This window comes from Streptomyces sp. NPDC006259 (assembly GCF_042870975.1).
Classification (GTDB): domain Bacteria; phylum Actinomycetota; class Actinomycetes; order Streptomycetales; family Streptomycetaceae; genus Streptomyces.
Genome location: NZ_JBIAHY010000009.1, coordinates 252,862 through 275,298 on the forward strand (window position 1 = coordinate 252,862; position 22,437 = coordinate 275,298).

Here is a 22,437-nt window from a genome sequence, read left to right on the forward strand (position 1 = left end):
CTTAGAGGAAGTAGAGGCGGTTGAGGGAGACGGAGTCGGCCGGCTCCGAGCGGAGCGGTTCCCCGTCGAGGGTGACCAGACCGGTGCGCTGGTCGACGTCCACCGCCCCGGTACGGGAGTTGAGCCGCAGGTCGGCGGGGCCGATGCCGCGGGTGCCGCGCACGGCGACCCGGCGTCGGCGGGTCGGCATCCGGTCGTTGCCCTGGTCCAGCGCGGCCTGCGCGACGAAGGCCACCGAGAGGTCGGCGGGGGTGGCGCCGTACGCGCCGAACTGCGGTCCCAGGACGAGGGGTTCGCAGGTGTCGGTGGCCGCGTTGGGGTCGCCGACGACGCCGTACGCCGGGAAGCCGGCCTTGAGGACGAGTTGCGGCTTGGCCCCGAAGTACTCGGGGCGCCACAGCACGATGTCGGCGAGCTTGCCCGCTTCGAGGGAGCCGATCTCGTGCGAGAGCCCGTGCGCGACGGCCGGGTTGATCGTCAGCTTGGCGATGTAGCGCAGGACGCGTTCGTTGTCGTGCTCGTCCGGGGCGCCGAACTCGGCCTTCATCTTCCCGGCCATGGCGAACGTGCGGCGGACGGTCTCGCCGGCCCGGCCCATGCCCTGCGCGTCGGAGGAGGTGATGCCGATCGCGCCCAGGTCGTGCAGCACGTCCTCGGCGCCCATGGTTCCGGCGCGGATGCGGTCGCGGGCCATGGCGGCGTCGCCCGGCAGGTCGGTCTTCAGGTCGTGGACGGAGACGATCATGCCGTAGTGCTCGGCGACCGCGTCCCGGCCGAAGGGCAGGGTGGGGTTGGTGGAGGAACCGATGACGTTCGGCACACCCGCCATCTTCAGCACGTTCGGCACGTGTCCGCCGCCGCAGCCCTCGATGTGGAAGGCGTGGACGGTACGGCCCTCCAGGACGCGCAGGGTGTCCTCGACGGACAGGCACTCGTTCAGACCGTCGCTGTGCAGGGCGACCTGGACGTCGTGCTCCTCCGCCACCCGCAACGCCGTGTCCAGCGCCCGGGTGTGGGCGCCCATGTCCTCGTGGACCTTGAAACCGGACGCGCCGCCCTCGGCGAGCGCCTCGACGAGGGGCGCCGGGGAGGAGGACGAACCCCGGCCCAGGAAGCCGATGTTGACCGGCCACGCGTCGAACGCGTTGAACGCGTGCCGCAGCGCCCACGGCGAGTTGACGCCGACGCCCCACACCGGCCCGAACTCCTGCCCGATGACCGTGGTGACGCCGGAGGCCAGCGAGGCCTCCATGATCCGCGGCGACAGCAGATGGACATGCGTGTCGACGGCACCGGCGGTGGCGATCAGCCCTTCGCCGGACACGATCGAGGTCCCGGTGCCGACGACCACGTCGACCCCGTCGAGGGTGTCGGGGTTCCCGGCCCGCCCGACCGAGTGGATCCGGCCCTCGCGGATGCCGATGGAGACCTTGCGGATGCCCTGCGCGGCGTCGATCACGACGACGTTGCTGATCACGACGTCACAGGTCTCGCGCACGGCGGCGGCCTTCAGGTGCAGTCCGTCGCGGGCGGTCTTGCCGAACCCGGCGAGGAACTCGTCGCCGGGGCGCTGGGAGTCGGACTCGACACGGATCACCAGCCCGGAGTCGCCGAGCCGGAGGCGGTCGCCCGCGCGCGGGCCGTGCGTGGCGGCGTACTCGTAGGGGTTCACAGCCCGGCCCCCTCTGTCTCGCTCCCCGGCCCGGCTCCCTCTGTCTCGGCCCCCGGCCCCACCCCCGCCGTCGTGGCGTCGCCCGTCGCCGCGCCCAGGTATCCGCAGGCGGCGGCCCTGCGCAGGGCCTCCTCCCGGGCTCCCGGCGCGTCCAGCGGGCCGTCGACGAGCCCGGCGAAGCCGATCGCGATCCGGTCGCCGCCGATGGGGAGCAGCCCGACCTCGCCGCGCTCGCCGGGTCCGAAGCGCACGGAGGAGCCGGCGGGGACGGCGAGCCGCATGCCGTAGGCGGCCGAACGGTCGAAGTCGAGGCGGGGGTTGGCCTCGAAGAAGTGGAAGTGGGAGGTGACGGAGACGGGCACGCCCGCCGTGTTGGTGACCGTCAGCCGGACCGCCGCCGCCGGCTCGGTGTGCCGGGGCCCCGGCAGCAGCGCGCCGGGGGCCGCGGCGCCGAGACCGCCTCCGATCGGGTCGGAGACGACCGCGAGCCGGGAGCCGTCCTGGAAGACGGCCTCCACATGCACCTCGGTGACGATGTCGGCGACGCCCGGCAGTACGTCATCGGGGCCGAGGACGGCGCGGGCCCGCTCGATCGCCTCGGCGAGCCGGGCGCCGTCGCGGGCGGCCTCGCACACGGTGTCCGCGATCAGCGCGGTGGCCTCCGGCACGTTCAGCCCGAGGCCGCGGGCGCGGCGGGCACGGGCCAGCTCGGCGGCGCTGAACAGCAGCAGCCGGTCGCGTTCGGTCGGGGTCAGTCTCACGCCACGACACCTCCTCGCATCCTTGCGTTAGAACGTCATTCTAAGTCAGCGTAACCAGGAGAGCGGCGGAAGGATAGACAACGATGAAGAGGGATGCAGACCGCATGGAGTACTGCTCTAAGGCAAACCGACGTGCCCGGCGGTGGACATGCGAAAGGGCCGTCCCGGACACGTGGTCCGGGACGGCCCTGGCGGTGGAGCGGGCGGGTCAGCCGATCGTGTGCATCCAGCCGTGCCGGTCCTCGGCCTTTCCGCGCTGGATGTCGAGGAGTGCCTCGCGCAGCTTGAGGGTGACCGGGCCGGGCTCGCCGCCGGAGTGCCGCCACTCGCCGCCGGCGCGCTTGACGGTGCCGACGGGGGTGATCACCGCGGCCGTGCCGCAGGCGAAGACCTCCGTCAGCGTGCCGTCCGCGGCGTCGCTCTGCCACTGTTCGAGGGAGACGCGGCTCTCCTCGGACGCGAAGCCGAGGTCGCGGGCGACCTGAAGGAGGGAGTCACGGGTGACGCCCTCCAGGATGGAGCCGGTGAGGGTGGGCGTGACGATCTTGTCGCCGTACACGAAGTACAGGTTCATGCCGCCGAGTTCCTCGACCCACCGGTGCTCGACCGCGTCGAGGTAGCAGACCTGGTCGCAGCCCTTGGCGGCGGCCTCGGCCTGGGCGAGCAGGGAGGCCGCGTAGTTGCCGCCCGTCTTGGCGTCGCCCATGCCGCCGGGGACGGCGCGGACGCGGTCCTCGGAGACCCAGATGGAGACCGGCTTCACCCCGCCGGCGAAGTAGGCGCCGGCCGGGGAGGCGATGACGAGGAACAGGTACTCGTTGGCGGGCTTCACACCCAGGCCGACCTCGGTGGCGATCATGAACGGCCGCAGGTACAGGGACTCCTCGCCGCCGTGCGCGGGGACCCAGTCCTTGTCCTGGCGGACCAGCGCGTCGCAGGCCTCGACGAACGTCTCGACCGGCAGCTCGGGCATGGCGAGACGGCGGGCGGAGCGCTGGAAGCGCTTGGCGTTCTGGTCCGGACGGAAGGTGGCCACGGAACCGTCGGGACGGCGGTAGGCCTTGAGGCCCTCGAAGATCTCCTGGGCGTAGTGCAGGACGTTGGTCGCCGGGTCGAGCGGGATCGGCGCGTACGGAACGAGCTGGCCGTCGTGCCAGCCGCGGCCCTCGGTCCACTTGATCGTCACCATGTGGTCGGTGAAGTGGCGGCCGAACCCGGGGCTCGCCAGGATCGCCGAGCGCTCGGCGTCGGAGAGCGGGCTGGCGGAGGGCTTGAGCTCGATCGTGGGCGTCGTCATGAGTGGGTGTCCTTCACCGGTGTTGTAGTGACGGGCCGCTTCCGTTCCTGTACGCCCAGTGCTAGGACGTCCGAGCATTCCCTCATTCCGCGGCTCCGCGTTCGATTATCGCGCGGGTTCGGCGGTGGGAGAAACAGGGCGGAACGCGGCCCGGGGTCGATGGTGACACCCGGCGGGGGACATGCGAAAGCCGCCGGGTGCGGATGCGACCCGGCGGCTTCGAAAGGGTTCGAGGTGGCGCGGGGGTCAGCCGGCTACTCGTACGGCGAGCGCGTCGCCGATCTCGGCGGTCGACCGGGCCGGCTTGCCGGTGCGCTCCGCGAGGTCGGCGGAGACGGCGTCCTCGATGCGGGCGGCCTCGGATTCGTGGCCGAGGTGGCGCAGCAGGAGGGCGACGGACAGGACCGTGGCGGTGGGGTCGGCCTTGCCCTGGCCCGCGATGTCCGGGGCCGAGCCGTGCACCGGCTCGAACATGGACGGGAAGTCGCCGGCGGGGTTGATGTTGCCGCTGGCGGCGACGCCGATGCCGCCGGAGACGGCCGCGGCGAGGTCGGTGATGATGTCGCCGAAGAGGTTGTCGGTGACGATGACGTCGAAGCGCTCGGGCTGGGTGACCAGGTAGATGGTCGCCGCGTCGACGTGCATGTACTCGGTGGTGACCTCGGGGAACTCCTCGGCCACCTTGTTGAAGACATTGGTCCACAGGTGACCGGCGAAGGTCAGCACGTTGTTCTTGTGGATCAGCGCGAGCTTCTTGCGGGGGCGGGCCTGGGCACGGGCGAAGGCGTCCCGCACCACGCGCTCGACGCCGAAGGCCGTGTTCACGGAGACCTCCGTGGCGACCTCGTGCGCGGTGCCCTTGCGGATGGTGCCGCCGTTCCCGGTGTAGGGGCCCTCGGTGCCCTCGCGGACGACCACGAAGTCGATCTGCGGCTCGCCGGCCAGCGGGGTGGCGACACCCGGCAGCAGCTTCGAGGGACGCAGGTTGACATGGTGGTCGAAGGCGAACCGGAGCTTGAGCAGGAAGCCGCGCTCCAGGACGCCGGACGGCACCGACGGGTCGCCGATCGCGCCGAGCAGGATCGCGTCGTGCTTCCTCAGCGCGTCGAGGTCGGCGTCGGTGAGGGTCTCACCGGTGGCGTGGTAGCGCCGGGCGCCGAAGTCGAACTCCTTGGTCTCCAGCTTCACATCCTGCGGGAGGACGGCGGAGAGGACCTTGAGACCCTCGGCCACCACCTCCTGACCGATGCCGTCACCGGGGATCACTGCGAGATTGATGCTGCGAGACATGTGAGCACCCTACTCGCCGTCCCAGGGGATGACATGGACCGTCCGCGATGCGGACACGGACGGGTGGCCGGTCCGGGGTGCGGCGCGGGGTCCGAAGTCCCGTTCGGATCCCGCGCCGCACCCCGTGCGGGTGCGGCTCCCGGACGTGGGGTGTGGCCGACCGCGGGGGTGCGGCCCCCGATCTGTCGGCGTGTGCCCCCGGACTGCGCGGGTGGCCTGACCCGGCTCCCGGCCGACCGCCGGTCAGGGGGCGGCCTGCGGCCCGTCGGCGGGGCCTGGCGGGACCTCAGTGACCGGTCTCGCCGCCGTTGTCACGGCGGTCGAGGGCGCGCTGGAGGGCCGCGGCGGCGTTCTTGCGGTCGGACTCGCTCGTACGGGAGCTGTGGCGGACTCGGCGGCGGACGGTCGTCTCGGCCATGGGAAATCGACTCCATTCGCGGAACCAGGAAGTTCGGCGGGGGTTCGAGACTCCCCCACCGCCTCAAGGGCGTGGGAGGTCCCCCCGGAAGGGCCAAAGAGCGGTGCCGCAGGGGTTGCCTGCACGGGCCCGGCTCACGACCGCCATTCGCTGGGTCGAGCGAGACGTTCGGCTCCTACAAAAGTAAGGGAGGAGCCCGCGCCTGTCTCCACAATTACTCGGACTTCCTACTATCTGAGACGGCGTACCGGGTCACACCCTGCCCACCTGGGCTTTCCTGAGAGATCACAGCCCCGGGACGAGCACGGCCGACGCCCGTGTCGGCCGATCGCACCGACGGTGCGATCGCACTGGCGGCCGGTCGCACCGTCCGGCCGTGGCACCGCCGACCGGTCGCACTGGCGGCCGGTCGCACCGCCGGCCTATCCCGCACCGCCGGCCGATCTCACCGCCGGCCGAACGGGTCGGCGGATCAGTCGATCGCCGCGGCGACCGCCGCCCGGAAGCCGTCCGGGTCCTCCACCCACGGCAGGTGCCCGGCCGTCGGCAGCGTCACCCGGCGCACCCTCGGCAGGGCCCGCTCCAGGGAGTCGACCGCCGAGCGCGGGCGGATGTCCCGTGCCCCGTCCACGATCACCACGGGTACGTCGAGGGACTCGCAGGCGGTGTAGAGCGCGGGCGTGCCCCAGAGGCGCTTGCGCTCCTCGTTGAGGACCTTGCCGCACTCGGTGGCCACCCCGAACCAGGGGTCGGCCATCCGCCCCGCGTGCTCCATGGCCTGGTCGCGGTCCTCGAACTCGACCGACCACTGGAGCACGGCGCGCTCCCGCGCCTCCTGGTCGGTGAAGAGGCGTCGGCCGGTCAACTCCCGCCAGCGGGCGAGCCGTTCGGGATGATCACCGAGCCGGGCCAGGAAGTTCCGCCGGTAGTCGGGATGCCAGTCGGCGTCGGGCCCGATGCCCGTTCCGCTGACGTAGACCAGCGTGCTCACCCGCTCCGGGTGCGCGAGCGCGTACCCCAACGCCAGCTGGGCGCCCCAGGAATGGCCGAGCAGCGCCACGCCCGGCCGGCCGAAGCGGTCCCGTACGGCGTCCAGGTCGGCCACGAACCGCTCGGTCGTCCACGGGCCCTCGCCGCGCTGGGAGCGCCCGCAGCCGCGCTGGTCCCAGCGGATCACGGTGGCCCGGTCGGCGAGTTCGCCGCCGACGGCGTCGAACATGTCCCACAGGCCGGGCCCGCCGTGGCACAGCACCAGCGGCTCGCCCTCGCCCGCCCGCGCCGTCCAGAGCCGTACCCCGTCGTCGGCGGTCACCCTCTCCTCGGTCCACGTCATGGGGCCAGTCTGCCCGCCCGGACACGCCGACGGGCCAGGTCGGTGAGGCCTGGCCCGTCGGCGGTGCGCGGGGTGCGCGCGGGGTGTCAGCCCATGTGCGGGTACGTGTAGTCGGTCGGCGGGACCAGGGTCTCCTTGATGGCGCGGGTCAGGGTCCAGCGCATCAGGTTCTGCGGGGCGCCGGCCTTGTCGTCGGTGCCGGAGGCGCGGCCGCCGCCGAAGGGCTGCTGTCCGACGACGGCACCGGTCGACTTGTCGTTGATGTAGAAGTTGCCGGCCGCGTAGCGCAGCCTCTCCATCGTGTGGGCCGCCGCCGCGCGGTCGTTGGCGATGACCGAACCGGTGAGGGCGTAGTCGGACACCGACTCCATCTGGGTCAGCATCTCGTCGTAGCGGTCGTCCTCGTAGACGTGCACGGCGAGGAACGGGCCGAAGTACTCGGTCGTGAAGACCTCGTTCTCCGGGTCGGTGCACTCGACGACGGTCGGGCGCACGAAGTAGCCGACCGAGTCGTCGTAGCTGCCGCCCGCGACGATCGTGCAGGTCGGGTCCGCCTTCGCACGGTCGATCGCGGCCTTGTTCTTGGCGAAGGCCCGCTCGTCGATGACCGCGCCGAGGAAGTTCGACAGGTCGGTCACGTCACCCATGGTGAGGTAGTCGACCTCGGCGGCGAACTCCTCCTTGAAACCGGAGTTCCAGATCGACGCCGGGATGTACGCGCGCGACGTCGCCGAGCACTTCTGGCCCTGGTACTCGAAGGCGCCGCGGGTGAGGGCGGTCTTCAGCACGGCCGGGTCGGCGCTCGGGTGGGCGACGACGAAGTCCTTGCCGCCGGTCTCGCCGACCAGACGCGGGTAGGAGCGGTACTTCTCGATGTTGGCGCCCACCGTCTTCCACAGGTACTGGAAGGTCTTCGTGGAGCCGGTGAAGTGGATGCCGGCCAGGTCACGGTGGTCGAGGGCGACCTCGGAGACCGCGACGCCGTCGCCGGTGACGAGGTTGATGACGCCCTTGGGCAGTCCGGCCTCCTCCAGGAGCCGCATCAGCAGCACGGCCGCGTGGGTCTGCGTCGGGGACGGCTTCCAGACCACCACGTTGCCCATCAGCGCGGGCGCCGTGGGCAGGTTGCCCGCGATGGCCGTGAAGTTGAACGGCGTGATCGCGTAGACGAAGCCCTCCAGCGGACGGTGGTCCAGCCGGTTCCACACGCCCGGGGAGTTCGCCGGGGGCTGCTCGGCGAGGATCTGGCGGGCGTAGGCGACGTTGAAGCGCCAGAAGTCGACCAGTTCGCAGGGGGTGTCGATCTCGGCCTGCTGCGCGGTCTTCGACTGGCCGAGCATGGTGGAGGCCGCGAGGGTCTCGCGCCAGGGGCCGGCCAGCAGTTCGGCGGCGCGCAGGATGATCGCGGCGCGGTCGTCGAAGGCCATCGCACGCCACGCGGGCGCGGCGGCGAGGGCCGCGTCGATGGCGTCCCGCGCGTCCTGCTGGGTGGCGTTGGCGTAGGTGCCGAGGCGCGCCTTGTGGTTGTGCGGCTGCACGACGTCGAAGCGCTCGCCGCCGCCCATCCGCCGCTCACCGCCGATGGTCATCGGCAGGTCGATCGGGTTGTCGGCCAGCTCCTTGAGCCTGGCCTCCAGCCGGGCGCGCTCGGGCGAGCCGGGGGCGTAGCCGTGCACCGGCTCGTTCACGGGGGTGGGGACCTGGGTCACAGCGTCCATGTGTTCCGTACTCCTTGAGGTGAGCGGTGTGGTTCAGCCCTTGGTGATCATGCTGCGCAGGAAGAACCGCAGGTTCGCCGGCTTCTCCGCCAGGCGGCGCATGAAGTAGCCGTACCAGTCGGTGCCGTAGGCGGTGTAGACGCGCATGCGGTGCCCTTCGGCGGCGAGCCGCAGGTGCTCGTCGCCCCTGATGCCGTAGAGCATCTGGAACTCGTACTCGTCCGGCTTGCGGCCGGCCCTGCGGGCCAGTTCCTGGGCGATGGAGATCAGGCGCGGGTCGTGGGAGCCGATCATCGGGTACCCGTCGCCCTCCATCAGCGTGCGCAGGACGCGGACGTACGCCTTGTCGATCTCGTGCTTGAGCTGGTGGGCGACGGCGGCGGGCTCCTTGTAGGCGCCCTTCACGAGCCGGACGCGGCTGCCGCTCGCGGCGAGGCGGCGGGCGTCCGCCTCGGTGCGGAAGAGGTAGGCCTGGATGACGCAGCCGGTCTGCGGGAAGTCCTTCCGCAGCTCCTCGTGGATGGCGAACATCGAGTCCAGGGTGGTGTGGTCCTCGGCGTCCAGGGTGACCGTGGTGCCGATGGCGGCGGCGGCCTCGACGACGGGCCGGACGTTGGCGAGCGCCAGTTCGTGACCGTCGGCGAGAGCCTGGCCGAACATGGACAGCTTGACCGACATCTCGACCCGCGGGCCCCGCTCCAGTTCCCGGAGGCGGTCGACCAGTTCCAGGTAGGCGTCGCGGGCGGCGGCGGCCTGCTCCGGGGTCGTGATGTCCTCGCCGACGACGTCCATCGTCAGCTCCAGGCCCCTGGCGGTCAGCTCCTCGATGATCGGAACGATGTCGCCCACCGTCTCACCGGGGATGAAGCGGTCCACGACCTGCTTCGTCACCGGGGCCGCCGAGATCAGGCGTCGCATCCGGTCGCTGCGCGACGCGGCGAGAATCACGGGACCCAGCACGGGGCACCTCCACATACCAACCCATACGAGGCCGCTTCCCGACGTTTCGGGAACGGCACGGAGAACCACCGTGAAACCTAAGGATCCCTCCGATCCTCGGCCATCGACAGCTGTCACGCATCCGTGCCGCCGATCTCAGACAGATGTATGAAGCGGTCGGGTCGATGCGGGAGAATGACCGGGTGACGGCGGATTTCAAGGGCGAGTACCAGGAGCTGGTCGACGAGATCTCGGAGCTGCTCGGCGCCCCGGCGACCCTGGAGAACCGCGACTTCGAGCTGATCGCGTTCGGCGCCTACGACAGCGAGGACGAGCTGGACGCCGCGGCGCTGGACCCGGTGCGCACCCGGTCGATCCTCACCCGGCGTTCCACACCGGCGGTGCGGACCTGGTTCGAGGGCTTCGGCATCACGCGGGCCACGGGCCCGGTCCGCATCCCGCCGACCCCTGAGGCCGGCGTCCACCGGGGTCGCGTCTGCCTCCCGGTGCGCCACCGGGGGGTCGTCCTCGGCTACGTCTGGCTGCTGGACGGCGATCCGGGCCCCTCGGACGACCAGCTGGCGGCCGCGATGGAGGTGACGGGCCGGATCGGCGCACTGCTCGCCGACGAGGCCCAGCACGGCGCCGACCTCACCCGCGAGCTGCGCGCGGTCCTGGCCGCCGACCGGGGCTGGCAGCGGGACATGGCGGTGGCGGAGCTGCGCGCCGCGCTCGGCGCCCGCGCGGACGGCCCCCATACGGTGGTGTGTGTGGCGCCCTGGCCGTCGGCCGACCCGGACGACGCGCCGTCGCTGCGCACCCTGCCCGGCGCCGAGGCGCTGTGCACGGTGCCGTGGGGTGTCAGCGGCCAGTGCCTCGCGCTGCTGGTACGGCTGCGCTCGACGGACACCCTGACCCCGGCGGCCTCGGCGGCGGCGCGGCTGCTGGACCGGGCCGGCGGGGCGAGCGCCGCCGGGATCGCGGCCGGCCGGGCCGGCCTCGCGGAGCTGGGGACGGCCTGGCAGGAGGCCTCGGCGGCGGCCCGCGCGGCGCTCGCGGAGCCCCGCCTCGGCCCGACCGCCGAGTGGGCGTCGATCGGGCCCTACCGCCTGCTGGCGTCGCTGCCGCCCGACTCCGCCCACGACCCGGCCGTACGCGCCCTGTTGACCCCGGCCCACCACGAACTGGCCCGCACCGCCGAGGCGTACCTGGACTGCGCGGGCCAGGCCGGCCGCACGGCGGCGGAGCTGGGGATCCACCGGCAGACGCTGTACTACCGGCTGTCGCGGGTGGAGCAGCTGACGGGCCTGGACCTCGACGACGGTGAGGACCGGCTGCTGCTGCACATGACCCTCAAGGCACAGCGGCTCTGAGGCACGGGGGCGTCCGGGGGCGGTGGTTCGCAGGCCCAGCGGTCCCGAGCACAGCGGTCCCGAGCACAGCGGTCCCGAGCACAGCGGCTACGGGACCGCGGGCGTTCCTTCACCCTGGAGGCGGGTGCGAGACCCTCACGCTCGACGGCCCGTCCGGCTGCGGCAAGTCGACCACGGCCACGGCCCTGGCCGTTCTCCGGCCGCGTCGCCCGGACGTGGGTGAAGTGCGCTTTGGCGAAAGGGAGTTGACGAACCTGACGGAGCGTGAACTGCGCCCTCGCATGCAGCCCCGGTTGGTCGAGGGCCAGCAGGCGCGGCCGGCTCGGAGGCGAGTGCGCGGGCGATGCCGGCGCACTGACACTGCCCGCCGGAGAGTTCGTGAGGGGCGGCGCCCGCCGTACGACGGATCCAGGCCGACGCGGTCGAGGAGGGCGCGCACGCGGTCGAGGACAGGGCGCGCACGCGGTCGGGGCCGCGGCGTCGGACCAGCGGCCCTGGACCTTGCCGGCCCCGGACCCGCCGGTCCGCGCGGGGGTCCTGAAGCTGCCGGCCGACCTCCGGGACGACCTGGGCCTCGGCCACCTGTCCGTCCGCCGCGACCGGGCGGTCGTACGGCACTTCGCGGATCGGGTGGTGGAGATGCGCGACGGCCGGGTCAGTCCTTCGCCGCCGCCGCGATGACCTGGCGCAGCCCTTCGGCGAGCTGATCCGCCTCGGGTGCGCTCGTCGGATCGAAGGTCCACTGGGCGATGAGGCCGGTCATCAGGGTGACGTAGAACAGGCCGACGGTGTCCGCGCTCTCGTCGGAGACGTCCTCCTCGCGGCCGCCCATGAGCAGCGGGATCAGGCCGCGGCCGGCCTCCCGCTGGGCCCGCGACAGATGGTCGCGGACCTCGGGCAGCTTGTCGCCCATGACCAGGATCTCCATACTGAGCCGCCACAGCGAGCCGGGCTCCCGCATGGTGCCGATGATGTTCGCCCAGACCGAGCGGAAACGCTCGAGCGAGCCGGGCTCCCCGGCCGGCCCCGCGCCGTCGCCCCCCTCGAAGGCGTCGCCCATCCCCTCGACCAGCGACACATAGGCCTGCGCCAGCAGCGCGTCCTTCGAGCCGTAGTGGTAGCCGATGGAGGCCAGGTTGGTGCCCGACTCCTTGACGACGTCGCGTGCGGTCGTCGCCGCGAACCCCTTGGCCAGCAGGCAGCGCTTGGCGCCTTCGAGCAGATCCTCACGGTGTCCCATGCGGTCAGGGTACCCCTGGATCCATACAGGCGTCCTAGACGAGCGACTTATACGACCGTCCTAGACAAGCGTTTAACACGCCCGTACAGTCACCGGCATGACGAACTCGACGAGCACCTCCCCGGGCGCCGGCGCCGGGCGCCGCGAATGGACCGCCCTCGGCGTGCTGATGCTTCCGCTGCTCCTGGTCTCGATGGACGTCTCGGTCCTCTACTTCGCCATCCCGGCGATCAGCGCCGATCTGGAACCGACCGGCACCCAGCAACTGTGGATCTTCGACATCTACGGCTTCGTCCTGGCGGGCCTGCTCATGACCATGGGCTCGCTGGGCGACCGCATCGGCCACCGCCGACTGCTCCTGATCGGCGCCGCCGCGTTCGGCGCCGCCTCCCTCGCCGCGGCCTACGCCGACAGCGCCGGGACCCTGATCCTGGCCCGCGCCGTCCTCGGCATCGGCGGCGCGACCCTGATGCCGTCCACGATGGCGCTGATCCGCACGATGTTCACCGACGCCGGCCAGCGGGCCAGGGCGATCGCGCTGTGGTCCGGCGTGCTGACGGCGGGCGTCGCTCTCGGCTCGGTGCTGAGCGGCGTGCTGGTCGAGTACTTCTGGTGGGGGTCGGTCTTCCTGGTGAACCTGCCCGCGATGGCCCTGCTGCTGGTCCTCGGCCCGATCCTGCTCCCCGAGTCACGCGACCCGGACCCCGGCCGCTTCGACTGGCCGAGCGTCCCCCTCTCGATGGCCGCCGTCCTCCCCGTCGTCTACGGCCTCAAGGAGATCCCGTCCGAGGGCTGGCACGTGCGCTACGTCCTCTCGGTCACCGTCGGCCTGCTGTTCGCGGCGCTGTTCGTCCACCGCCAGCGCACCTCGGCCTCCCCGATGATCTCCCCGGCCCTGTTCCGCGCCCGTGGCTTCGGCCCCGCCGTGGCCCTGAACCTGGTCTCCGCGTTCGGGATGATGGGCTCGGCCTACTTCACCACCCAGTACATCCAGTCGGTGCTCGACAAGAGCGCGCTGGAGGCGGCCCTGTGGGCCCTGCTCCCGTCGGTGCCGATCGGCGCCGCGGCCCCGCTGGCCACCCTGCTCGTACAGAAGGGCGTGCACCGCGCCCACGTGGTCACGGCCGGCTTCGCGATCGCCGCGAGCGGCTACGGCATGCTGGCCCTGGCCGGCTCGGACGCGATGTGGCTGGTGCTGGCCGCGTGCGGGGTCCTCGCGTCCGGCATCGTGATGGTGATGTCCCAGATCATGGACCTCGCCCTGGGCGCCGCCCCCGTGGAACGGGCGGGCACCGCGTCCTCCCTGATGGAGACCGGCACGGAGTTCGGCGGCGCCCTCGGCATGGCCGTCCTCGGCTCCATCGGCACGGCGGTCTACCGCCACGAGATGCCGTCGTCGGCCCCGGATGCCGCAAGGGAGACGCTGGGCGGGGCGCTGGCGGTCGCCGATCGGGTGCCGGGGCTGGCGACGGTGGCCCGGGAGGCCTTCACGAGCGGGATGAACGGGGCGGCGATCGCCGGGGCGGTGCTGCTGTCGGGGGCGGCGGTCCTGGCGGCGATCAGCCTGCGGCGGTCGCCGGTGCCGGAGCACAGGAAAACCCCGGACGAGCATCTCAGCCCGTCCGGGGGTGCCCCCTCCAGGAGAGCTTGACGACGAGGCCCGTCCGGGGCCGGAGCGGGGTCCGGGGGCAGCAGCCCCCGGGAACCCCGCCCACGTCACACCAGGTTGACCGCGCGCGCGGACGTCGCGCCGATCTCCACGGCGACCTCCGCCAGGACACCGGCGGGGACGGAGTCGTCCACGGTGAGGACGGCCAGCGCCTCCCCACCGACCGCCGCGCGGGCGACCTGCATGCCGGCGATGTTGATCCCCGCCTCGCCGAAGATGCGCCCGACGGTGCCGACGACGCCCGGACGGTCCTCGTACCGCAGGACGACCATGTGGTCGGCGAGCGCGAGGTCCACGTCGTACTCACCGACGGCGACGATCTTCTGAAGGTGCTTGGGACCGGCCAGCGTGCCGGAGACCGACACCTCCTCGCCGCTGCTGAGCGTGCCGCGCACGGTGACCACGTTGCGGTGGTCGGCCGACTCCGAGCTGGTCGTCAGCCGCACCTCGACGCCGCGCTCCTGGGCGAACAGCGGGGCGTTGACGTACGACACCGTCTCGTCGACGACGTCCTCGAAGACACCCTTGAGGGCGGACAGCTCCAGCACCTTCACGTCGTGCTGGGTGATCTCGCCGTACACCTCGACGTCGAGGCGGACGGCCACCTCACCGGCCAGCGCGGTGAAGATGCGGCCGAGGCGCTCCGCGAGGGGCAGGCCCGGCTTGACGTCCTCGGCGATGACGCCGCCCTGCACGTTCACCGCGTCCGGGACCAGCTCACCGGCGAGGGCGAGGCGCACCGAGCGGGCGACGGCGATACCGGCCTTCTCCTGCGCCTCGTCGGTGGAGGCACCGAGGTGCGGGGTGGCGACGACCTGGTCGAACTCGAACAGCGGGGAGTCCGTGCAGGGCTCCTTCGCGTACACGTCGAGCCCGGCGCCGGCGACCCGGCCCTCCTTCAGCGCCGAGTACAGCGCCTCCTCGTCGACGATGCCGCCCCGCGCGGCGTTGACGATCCGCACGCTCGGCTTGACCTTGCGCAGCGCCTCGTCGCCGATCAGACCGACCGTCTCGGGGGTCTTGGGCAGGTGGACGGTGATGAAGTCGGAGACCTCGAGCAGTTCGTCCAGCGACAGCACCTTGACGCCCATCTGCGCGGCGCGCGCGGGCTGCACGTAGGGGTCGTAGGCGACGACCTTCATGCCGAAGCCCGACATGCGCTGCGCGACGAGCGCGCCGATGCGGCCGAGGCCGACGACACCGAGGGTCTTCTCCGCCAGCTCCACGCCGGTGTACTTGCTCCGCTTCCACTCGCCGTTCTTCAGCGCGGCGTTGGCCTGCGGGATGTGGCGGGCGGTGGCGAGGAGGAGACCGCAGGCCAGCTCGGCGGCGGTCACGATGTTGGAGGTGGGGGCGTTGACGACCATCACGCCGGCCTTGGTGGCGGCGGAGACGTCCACGTTGTCCAGGCCGACGCCGGCTCGCGCGACGACCTTCAGTTTGCGCGCGGCGGCGATCGCCTCGGCGTCCACCTTGGTGGCGGAGCGGATCAGGATCGCGTCGACATCGGCGATGGCCGGGAGCAGTTCGGCTCGGTCCGCTCCGTTGCAGTGCCGGATCTCGAAGTCCGGGCCAAGCGCGTCCACGGTCGCGGGCGACAGCTCTTCAGCGATGAGTACGACAGGTTTCGAGCTCACGTGAGTCCTCACAAGTCCAGAGCGTGCGGACGGCCGTCCCGACGGCCGCAGGCGGAGGAGGGGCTAGCCGCGTGGAAGACGCACGACGCTGTGGGCCTGACGCGTATTAGTGCAGCAGTGTAGTGGCGCGGCGAGGAGCGTCTTGCGCCTCTGCGGAAGGATCACCCGTCCGTGGCCGGACGGGTTGGACAACACCATGACACACGGCGTTACCGCGGGTTAACCCGAGAGGGCCGGAGCGGTTCGCTCCGGCCCCCCGGGTGTGAGGCTTACGCCTCTTCGTCGACCCAGCTCATCAGCTTGCGCAGCTGCTTGCCGGTGGTCTCCAGCAGGTGCTCGGAGTCGGCCGTCTTGTACTCGTTGTACTTCTTCAGACCGCCGTGGTACTCGTCCATCCAGTTCTGGGCGAAGGTGCCGTCCTGGATCTCGGCGAGGACCTGCTTCATCTCGGCCTTGGTGGCGTCCGTGATGATGCGCGGACCGGTGACGTAGTCGCCCCACTCGGCGGTCTCGGAGACCGACCAGCGCATCTTCTCCAGACCGCCCTCGTACATGAGGTCCACGATCAGCTTCAGCTCGTGCAGGCACTCGAAGTAGGCGATCTCCGGCTGGTAGCCGGCCTCGACCAGGGTCTCGAAGCCCGCCTTGACCAGCGCCGAGGTGCCGCCGCACAGCACGGCCTGCTCACCGAACAGGTCGGTCTCGGTCTCCTCGGTGAAGGTGGTCTTGATGACACCGGCGCGGGTGCCGCCGATGGCCTTGGCGTACGACAGGGCCAGCGCGAAGGCGTTGCCGGTGGCGTCCTGCTCGACGGCCGCGATCGCGGGGACGCCGCGGCCCTCCTCGTACTGGCGGCGCACCAGGTGGCCCGGGCCCTTCGGGGCGACCAGGGCGACGTCCACGCCGGCCGGGGCCTTGATGAAGCCGAAGCGGACGTTGAAGCCGTGCGCGAAGAACAGGGCGTCGCCGTCGTTCAGGTTCGGGGCGATCGACTCCTCGTAGACCTGGGCCTGGATCGGGTCCGGGATCAGGATCATGATGAGGTCGGCCTCGGCGGCGGCCTCCGCCGGGCTCACCACGCGCAGGCCCTGCTCCTCGGCCTTGGCCTTGGACTTGGAGCCCTCGTGCAGACCGACCCGCACGTCGACACCGGAGTCGCGCAGCGACAGCGCGTGGGCGTGGCCCTGGCTGCCGTAGCCGATGACCGCGACCTTGCGGCCCTGGATGATGGACAGGTCGGCGTCAGCGTCGTAGAACAGCTCGGCCACTTTGGGTTCTCTCCTTGGTGTGCAGGTGTTGCGTCCCACCGTATGACGGCGGGCGGAAGGGAAGTCTCGGGGTCTCGGCATACGGGCGGCCGGTGTCGGCGGCCGCCCGTCTCCGTCGTTACGCCGACCGGTCCAGTGCGCGCAGCGACCGGTCGGTGATCGAACGGGAGCCGCGGCCGATCGCGATCGTGCCGGACTGGACCAGCTCCTTGATGCCGTACGGTTCCAGCATCTTGAGCATGGCGGAGAGCTTGTCGCTGCCGCCGGTGGCCTCGATGGTCACGGCCTCCGGGGAGACGTCCACGGTCTTGGCCCGGAACAGCTGGACGATCTCGACGATCTGCGAGCGGGTCTCGTTGTCGGCGCGCACCTTCACCAGGACGAGTTCGCGCTGAACGGCCGATCCGGGTTCCAGCTCGACGATCTTGAGCACGTTGACGAGCTTGTTGAGCTGCTTGGTGACCTGCTCGAGCGGCAGCTCCTCGATCACGTTCACCACGATGGTGATGCGCGAGATCTCGGGGTGCTCGGTGACGCCGACCGCGAGCGAGTCGATGTTGAAGCCGCGGCGGGAGAACAGGGCGGCGATCCGGGCGAGGATGCCGGGCGTGTTCTCCACCAGGACGGAGAGCGTGTGCTTGGACATGTCTCTTGGGTCTTCCTCGCTCAGTCGTCTTCGTTGTCGCCGAAGTCGGGGCGGACGTCCCGTGCGGCCATGATCTCGTCGTTGGAGGTGCCGGCGGCCACCATCGGCCAGACCATCGCGTCCTCGTGGACGATGAAGTCCACGACGACGGGGCGGTCGTTGACGGAGTTCGCCTCTTCGATGACCTTGTCCAGGTCGGCCGGGTCCTCGCAGCGGATGGCGTAGCAGCCCATGGCCTCCGACAGCTTCACGAAGTCGGGGACGCGGGTGCCGGCGCTCGGCTGCTTGCCGTCCGCGTCCGGGCCGCTGTGCAGCACGGTGTTGGAGTAGCGCTGGTTGTAGAAGAGGGTCTGCCACTGGCGGACCATCCCGAGGGCACCGTTGTTGATGATGGCGACCTTGATCGGGATGTTGTTGAGGGCGCAGGTGGTCAGTTCCTGATTGGTCATCTGGAAGCAGCCGTCGCCGTCGATCGCCCAGACCGTCTTCGAGGGGACGCCGGCCTTGGCGCCCATCGCGGCCGGGACGGCGTAGCCCATCGTGCCGGCGCCGCCGGAGTTCAGCCAGGTGGCGGGCTTGTCGTACTGGATGAAGTGCGCGGCCCACATCTGGTGCTGGCCGACACCGGCCGCGAACACGGTGCCCTCGGGCGCGAGCTGGCCGATGCGCTCGATGACCTGCTGCGGGGAGAGCGAGCCGTCCGCGGGCTGGTCGTAGCCCAGCGGGTAGGTATCGCGCCAGCGGCTCAGGTCCTTCCACCAGGCGCTGTAGTCGCCCGGACCGCTCTCGGCGTGCTCCTTCTGCACGGCCTGCACCAGGTCGGCGAGGACCTCGCGGGCGTCGCCCACGATCGGCACGTCGGCGGCGCGGTTCTTGCCGATCTCCGCCGGGTCGATGTCCGCGTGGACGATCTTGGCGTACGGCGCGAAGCTGTCGAGCTTTCCGGTGACGCGGTCGTCGAAGCGGGCGCCGAGGGCGACGATCAGGTCGGCCTTCTGCAGTCCGGTGACGGCGGCCACCGAGCCGTGCATGCCGGGCATGCCCAGGTGGAGCGGGTGGGTGTCGGGGAACGCGCCCAGCCCCATCAGGGTGGTGGTGACGGGCGCGCCGGTCAGCTCGGCGAGCATCTTCAGCTCGGCGGTCGCCCGGGCCTTGAGGACGCCGCCGCCGACGTAGAGGATCGGCCGCTTGGCGGCGATGATCAGCTTGGCGGCCTCGCGGATCTGCTTGGCGTGCGGCTTGGTCACCGGTCGGTAGCCGGGCAGGTCCATGGTGGGCGGCCAGGAGAAGGTCGTCCGGGCCTGGAGGGCGTCCTTGGCGATGTCGACCAGGACCGGGCCGGGGCGGCCGGTGGAGGCGATGTGGAACGCCTGCGCGATGACCCGCGGGATGTCCTCGGCCTTGGTGACCAGGAAGTTGTGCTTGGTGATCGGCATGGTGATGCCGACGATGTCCGCCTCCTGGAAGGCGTCCGTGCCGATCGCCTTGGAGGCGACCTGGCCGGTGATCGCGACCAGCGGCACCGAGTCCATGTGGGCGTCGGCGATCGGCGTGACCAGGTTGGTGGCGCCGGGGCCGGAGGTGGCCATGCAGACGCCCACCTTGCCGGTGGCCTGCGCGTAGCCGGTGGCGGCGTGGCCCGCGCCCTGCTCGTGGCGGACCAGGACGTGACGGACCCTCGTCGAGTCCATCAGGGGGTCGTAGGCGGGAAGGATCGCACCGCCGGGAATGCCGAATACCGTGTCGGCGCCGACCTCCTCGAGAGAACGGATGAGGGACTGCGCACCCGTCACGTGCTCGACGGACGCGGAGTGTCCTCCGGATCGGGGCCGCGGCTGCGGGTGATGGGCCCCGGTGGCCTGCTCGGTCATCGTCATTCTCTTCTCGATGCTGAGGGTTTTTGCGAGGTTCGTGCGGTGTTCGACTGCTGGTCGGCAGGTGCTGGTGCAACAAAAAACCCCTCGTGCCAGAAGGCAAGCGAGGGGAGCGCGCCGGTGTGGTCGCTGGGATTTCCGGATCGTCCTCCGGTGGTTCCCAGCTCAGCCGACGCGCTGTCCAAGTACGAGAATTCGGGTGCGCATGGCATTGACCCTCCCCCCGGCACGCATCGACTGTCAAGTGGGTGGGACGGGGGTCTCATCATGTGAACGGAGGGCCGTGCCGCCACCAAGGTTCCCGCGCCCCAGAACCGCCGGCACGCCACCGCCGCACACCCCCGCGCCGCCACCGGCGAACGCGGGCTCGACGGGGCCGTGCGGCACCGGACAGCTGCCCCGGCCGAGCGCCCGGCGCAGCCGGTACTCGTCGAGCGGTCCGGCGAACGCCATGCCCTGCCCGTGGGTGCAGCCCATCGCGCGCAGGGCGACGACCTGCTCGGGCAGGTCCACGCCCTCGGCCAGGGACTGGAGCCCGAGATCGCCGGCGATCCGCAGCAGCCCGCTGGTGATCTTGTGCAGTCGCGCGGACTCCACGACCCCTTCGACCAGCCCGCGGTCGAGTTTCAGGATGTCCACGGGCAGCCGGCGCAGTGCCGTTATGGCCATGCCGCCGCCGAAGCCGTCCAGCGCGATGCGGACACCGAGGCGCCTCAGCGCGGCGAGCCGGCGCTCCAGGTCGTCCAGCGACACTCCGGCATCGATGTCGGACAGCTCTATCACCAGCGACCCGGACGGCAGCCCGTGCCGGGTCAGCAGCGCCTCGACGGAGCCCGGCGGCAGCGAACGGTCCAGCAGGCGCCTGGCGCCCACCTGGACCATCACGGGTACGTCCAGTCCGCTCGCGGACCGGTCGGCGGCCTGCTGGACGGCCTGCTCCAGCACCCAGCGGCCCAGCTCGGCGGTCCGGTCGCCCTCGTCCGCCACCCGCAGGAACTCGGCGGGGGTGAACAGCACGCCCTGGGAGGACCGCCACCGGGGCTGGGCCGCGACCGACGACATCCGGCCGTCCTCCAGCCGCACCACGGGCTGGTGCAGCAGCGCGAACTCGCCGTCGTGCAGAGCGGCCCGCAGCCGCGTGGCCAGCTCCGCCTTCCGTACGACGTCCTGCTGCATGTGCGGCTTGTACAGCTCGACCCGGCCCTTGCCGCCCGCCTTGGCCCGGTACATCGCGAGGTCGGCGTTGCGCAGCAGCTCTCCGGCGCCGAACCCGGCCTCGGCGAAGGCGACACCGATGGAGGCGGCCACCCGCACCTCGTTGCCGCCGATCAGATAGGGCTGGGAGAGCGTGATCCGCAGCCGGTCGGCGAGTTCCAGTATGTGACCCTCGCGGGCACCGCGGTCACGCGTGCCGTCGCCGACGATCAGGGCGGCGAACTCGTCGCCGCCGAGCCGGGAGGCGGTGTCCCCCTGCCGGACGGCGTCCTGGAGCCTGCGCGCGGCCTGGACGAGGAGTTCGTCGCCCGCCTGGTGGCCGATGGTGTCGTTGACGGCCTTGAAGCCGTCGAGGTCGATGAAGAGGACCGCGGTGTTGCGCAGGGCGGCGCCCCGGTCGGAGCTGCGGCGGCCGGAGAGCGCCTGCTGCACGCGCCGGGTGAACAGGGCGCGGTTGGGCAGGTCGGTGAGCGGATCGTGCTCGGCGTTGTGCTGGAGCTGCGCCTGGAGGCGCACCCGCTCGGTCACGTCCCGGCTGTTGAAGATCAGGCCGCCGTGGTGCCGGTTCACGGTGGACTCGACATTGAGCCAGCCGCCGTCGCCGGAGCGGAAGCGGCATTCGATCCTGGTGGTGGGCTCCTCCTGGGGGCTGGCGGCGAGGAAACGGCGCACCTCGTGCACCACGCACCCCAGGTCGTCCGGGTGGATGAGATCGGCCAGCTCGGTGCCCACCAGGTCCTCGGCGGAGCGTCCGTAGACACCGGCGGCGGCCGGGGAGACGTAGCGCAGGACGCCGCTGGGGGCCGCGATCATGATGACGTCGCTGGAACCCTGCACCAGGGAGCGGAAGTGGTTCTCCTTCTGGGCCAGTTCCTGGGTGAGGGTGATGTTGTCGAGCAGCATGATGCCCTGGCGCACCACGAGGGCCAGCACGACGGCGCCGCCGGTGAGGAGGACGACACGGTCGACACTGCGGCCGTTGAGGACGTTGTAGAGGATCCCCAGCGTGCAGACGGCGGCGGCGAGATACGGCGTCAGGGCGGCGAGGGAGCCGGTGATGGGGCGGGTGCCCGGATAGCGGCTCGGGTCGGCTCCCGGCGCGGGCGTCCGCAGGGGCGGCTGGGGCGGCCGGACGCCGGCGCGCTGGCGGGGCAGATGCTCGTGCACCACGCGCGTGTGCCCCCCGGCGCCGGCCCGGCGGTGCCGGCCGGCGGCCCAGGGGGCGTAGGCCAGGAGCAGCGAGCCGGCGAACCAGCCGGCGTCGAGGAGCTGGCCGGAACGGTAGTTGTTGTGCAGCAGCGGTGACGTGAACAGGGCGTCGCACATCACGGTCAGCGCGAGGGCGCTGACGGCGGTGTTGACCGCCGTGCGGTTGACCGGCGAGCGCCGGAAGTGCAGCACCAGCACCATGCTGACCAGGGCGATGTCGAGCAGCGGATACGCCAGGGTGAGCGCCGCGTGCGCGACGCCCGGTCCGTCGAGGTCCGCGGTCTGGGCGAGCGCCAGGCTCCAGGAGAGGGTGAGCAGGGAGCCGGCGATGAGCCAGGCGTCGAGCGCGAGGCAGACCCAGCCGGCCCTGGTCACGGGTCGGGCGGCGAGCACCAGCAGTCCCACGATCGCGGGCGGCGCGAAGCAGAGGAAGAACACGTCGGCGTAGCTGGGGCTGGGCACGGGCCGCTGAAGGACGACCTCGTACCACCCCCAGACCAGGTTGCCGAGGGCGGCCATCGCCGACGAGAACGAGAACAGCAGCCAGGCCGGGCGCAGGCTGACGCGGCGGGTGCGCGCGTAGTGGAAGCAGGACACGGAGGCGGCGCCCGCGGCCGCGGAGAGCCCGAAGTCGCCCATGATCAGGGCGACCGTCTCGGAGCCCCAGCCGAGCGCGGAACCGACGGCGTAGGCCGCGCACACCACGGCCAGCAGGAGTTGGTGGACCGTGTTCGATCCCGGGCCGCCCGGCGACGGCGGCTTGGTCGGCGGCGTGCCGGTGCGGGCCTGCGCCCGCGGTGCTCCGTCGAGGAGGGTCGTGGAGGTCGGCGGCGAACTCACCGGGGCCTCCCGGTCCGTGCCGCTCCCGCGTCCCGCCC

Annotated in this window: 16 protein-coding genes; 2 read left to right on the plus strand and 14 right to left on the minus strand. The window is 71.7% G+C overall.

The window, feature by feature from the left end:
* Position 1 precedes the first annotated feature (1 nt).
* The 8 genes from ACFYO5_RS32710 to ACFYO5_RS32745 all read right to left on the minus strand — a co-directional run bounded on the left by ACFYO5_RS32710 (position 2) and on the right by ACFYO5_RS32745 (position 9,449).
* Positions 2 to 1,672 (minus strand): urease subunit alpha, encoded by a 1,671-nt coding sequence (locus tag ACFYO5_RS32710; protein ID WP_356562082.1) that lies wholly within the window; start codon positions 1,670 to 1,672, stop codon positions 2 to 4.
* Complete coding sequence (gene ureA, locus ACFYO5_RS32715) at positions 1,669 to 2,433, minus strand: urease subunit gamma (RefSeq protein ID WP_388715791.1); 765 nt, start codon at positions 2,431 to 2,433, stop codon at positions 1,669 to 1,671. Before ureA ends, ACFYO5_RS32710 begins: the two co-directional genes overlap by 4 nt.
* Positions 2,434 to 2,641: 208 nt before the next feature.
* Entirely contained in the window at positions 2,642 to 3,730 is a 1,089-nt protein-coding gene (locus ACFYO5_RS32720; protein WP_388715794.1) for a branched-chain amino acid aminotransferase, read from the minus strand.
* A 246-nt stretch (positions 3,731 to 3,976) separates the two neighbouring features.
* Entirely contained in the window at positions 3,977 to 5,020 is a 1,044-nt protein-coding gene (locus ACFYO5_RS32725) for a 3-isopropylmalate dehydrogenase (RefSeq protein ID WP_356562087.1), read from the minus strand.
* Positions 5,021 to 5,306: 286 nt separating this feature from the next.
* A complete protein-coding gene (locus ACFYO5_RS32730; protein WP_356562089.1) occupies positions 5,307 to 5,438 on the minus strand; it encodes a hypothetical protein in 132 nt (43 codons plus the stop codon).
* A gap of 472 nt (positions 5,439 to 5,910) precedes the next feature.
* Positions 5,911 to 6,771 (minus strand): alpha/beta fold hydrolase, encoded by an 861-nt coding sequence (locus ACFYO5_RS32735; protein WP_388715798.1) that lies wholly within the window; start codon positions 6,769 to 6,771, stop codon positions 5,911 to 5,913.
* Between the two features lie 86 nt (positions 6,772 to 6,857).
* The gene (gene pruA / locus ACFYO5_RS32740) at positions 6,858 to 8,489 is read right to left on the minus strand and encodes an L-glutamate gamma-semialdehyde dehydrogenase (RefSeq protein WP_388715801.1); all 1,632 of its coding nucleotides are present in this window, start codon (positions 8,487 to 8,489) and stop codon (positions 6,858 to 6,860) included.
* 33 nt (positions 8,490 to 8,522) lie between these two features.
* Positions 8,523 to 9,449: a proline dehydrogenase family protein gene (locus ACFYO5_RS32745; RefSeq protein WP_356562094.1), complete on the minus strand. Its 927-nt coding sequence runs from the start codon at positions 9,447 to 9,449 to the stop codon at positions 8,523 to 8,525.
* Positions 9,450 to 9,613: 164 nt separating this feature from the next.
* On the opposite strand from ACFYO5_RS32745, the gene ACFYO5_RS32750 reads away from it, so the two are divergent.
* Complete coding sequence (locus ACFYO5_RS32750) at positions 9,614 to 10,801, plus strand: PucR family transcriptional regulator (protein ID WP_388715804.1); 1,188 nt, start codon at positions 9,614 to 9,616, stop codon at positions 10,799 to 10,801.
* A gap of 655 nt (positions 10,802 to 11,456) precedes the next feature.
* Here ACFYO5_RS32750 and ACFYO5_RS32755 read toward each other — a convergent pair.
* The gene (locus ACFYO5_RS32755) at positions 11,457 to 12,041 is read right to left on the minus strand and encodes a TetR/AcrR family transcriptional regulator (protein ID WP_356562096.1); all 585 of its coding nucleotides are present in this window, start codon (positions 12,039 to 12,041) and stop codon (positions 11,457 to 11,459) included.
* A gap of 97 nt (positions 12,042 to 12,138) precedes the next feature.
* On the opposite strand from ACFYO5_RS32755, the gene ACFYO5_RS32760 reads away from it, so the two are divergent.
* Positions 12,139 to 13,692 (plus strand): MFS transporter, encoded by a 1,554-nt coding sequence (locus tag ACFYO5_RS32760; protein WP_388715807.1) that lies wholly within the window; start codon positions 12,139 to 12,141, stop codon positions 13,690 to 13,692.
* A 65-nt stretch (positions 13,693 to 13,757) separates the two neighbouring features.
* Here the strand turns inward: ACFYO5_RS32760 and serA are convergent, their stop codons facing one another.
* The 5 genes from serA to ACFYO5_RS32785 form a co-directional block, all read right to left on the minus strand.
* Entirely contained in the window at positions 13,758 to 15,347 is a 1,590-nt protein-coding gene (serA, locus tag ACFYO5_RS32765; protein WP_356562099.1) for a phosphoglycerate dehydrogenase, read from the minus strand.
* A gap of 269 nt (positions 15,348 to 15,616) precedes the next feature.
* Positions 15,617 to 16,615, minus strand: a complete 999-nt coding sequence (ilvC, locus tag ACFYO5_RS32770) for a ketol-acid reductoisomerase (RefSeq protein WP_356562101.1) — start codon at positions 16,613 to 16,615, stop codon at positions 15,617 to 15,619.
* A 118-nt stretch (positions 16,616 to 16,733) separates the two neighbouring features.
* On the minus strand, positions 16,734 to 17,261 hold the full coding sequence (gene ilvN / locus ACFYO5_RS32775) for an acetolactate synthase small subunit (RefSeq protein WP_356562102.1): 528 nt from the start codon (positions 17,259 to 17,261) through the stop codon (positions 16,734 to 16,736).
* Between the two features lie 20 nt (positions 17,262 to 17,281).
* Entirely contained in the window at positions 17,282 to 19,138 is a 1,857-nt protein-coding gene (locus tag ACFYO5_RS32780; protein ID WP_388715812.1) for an acetolactate synthase large subunit, read from the minus strand.
* A 237-nt stretch (positions 19,139 to 19,375) separates the two neighbouring features.
* Positions 19,376 to 22,399, minus strand: a complete 3,024-nt coding sequence (locus ACFYO5_RS32785) for a putative bifunctional diguanylate cyclase/phosphodiesterase (protein ID WP_388715814.1) — start codon at positions 22,397 to 22,399, stop codon at positions 19,376 to 19,378.
* Positions 22,400 to 22,437: the final 38 nt, after the last annotated feature.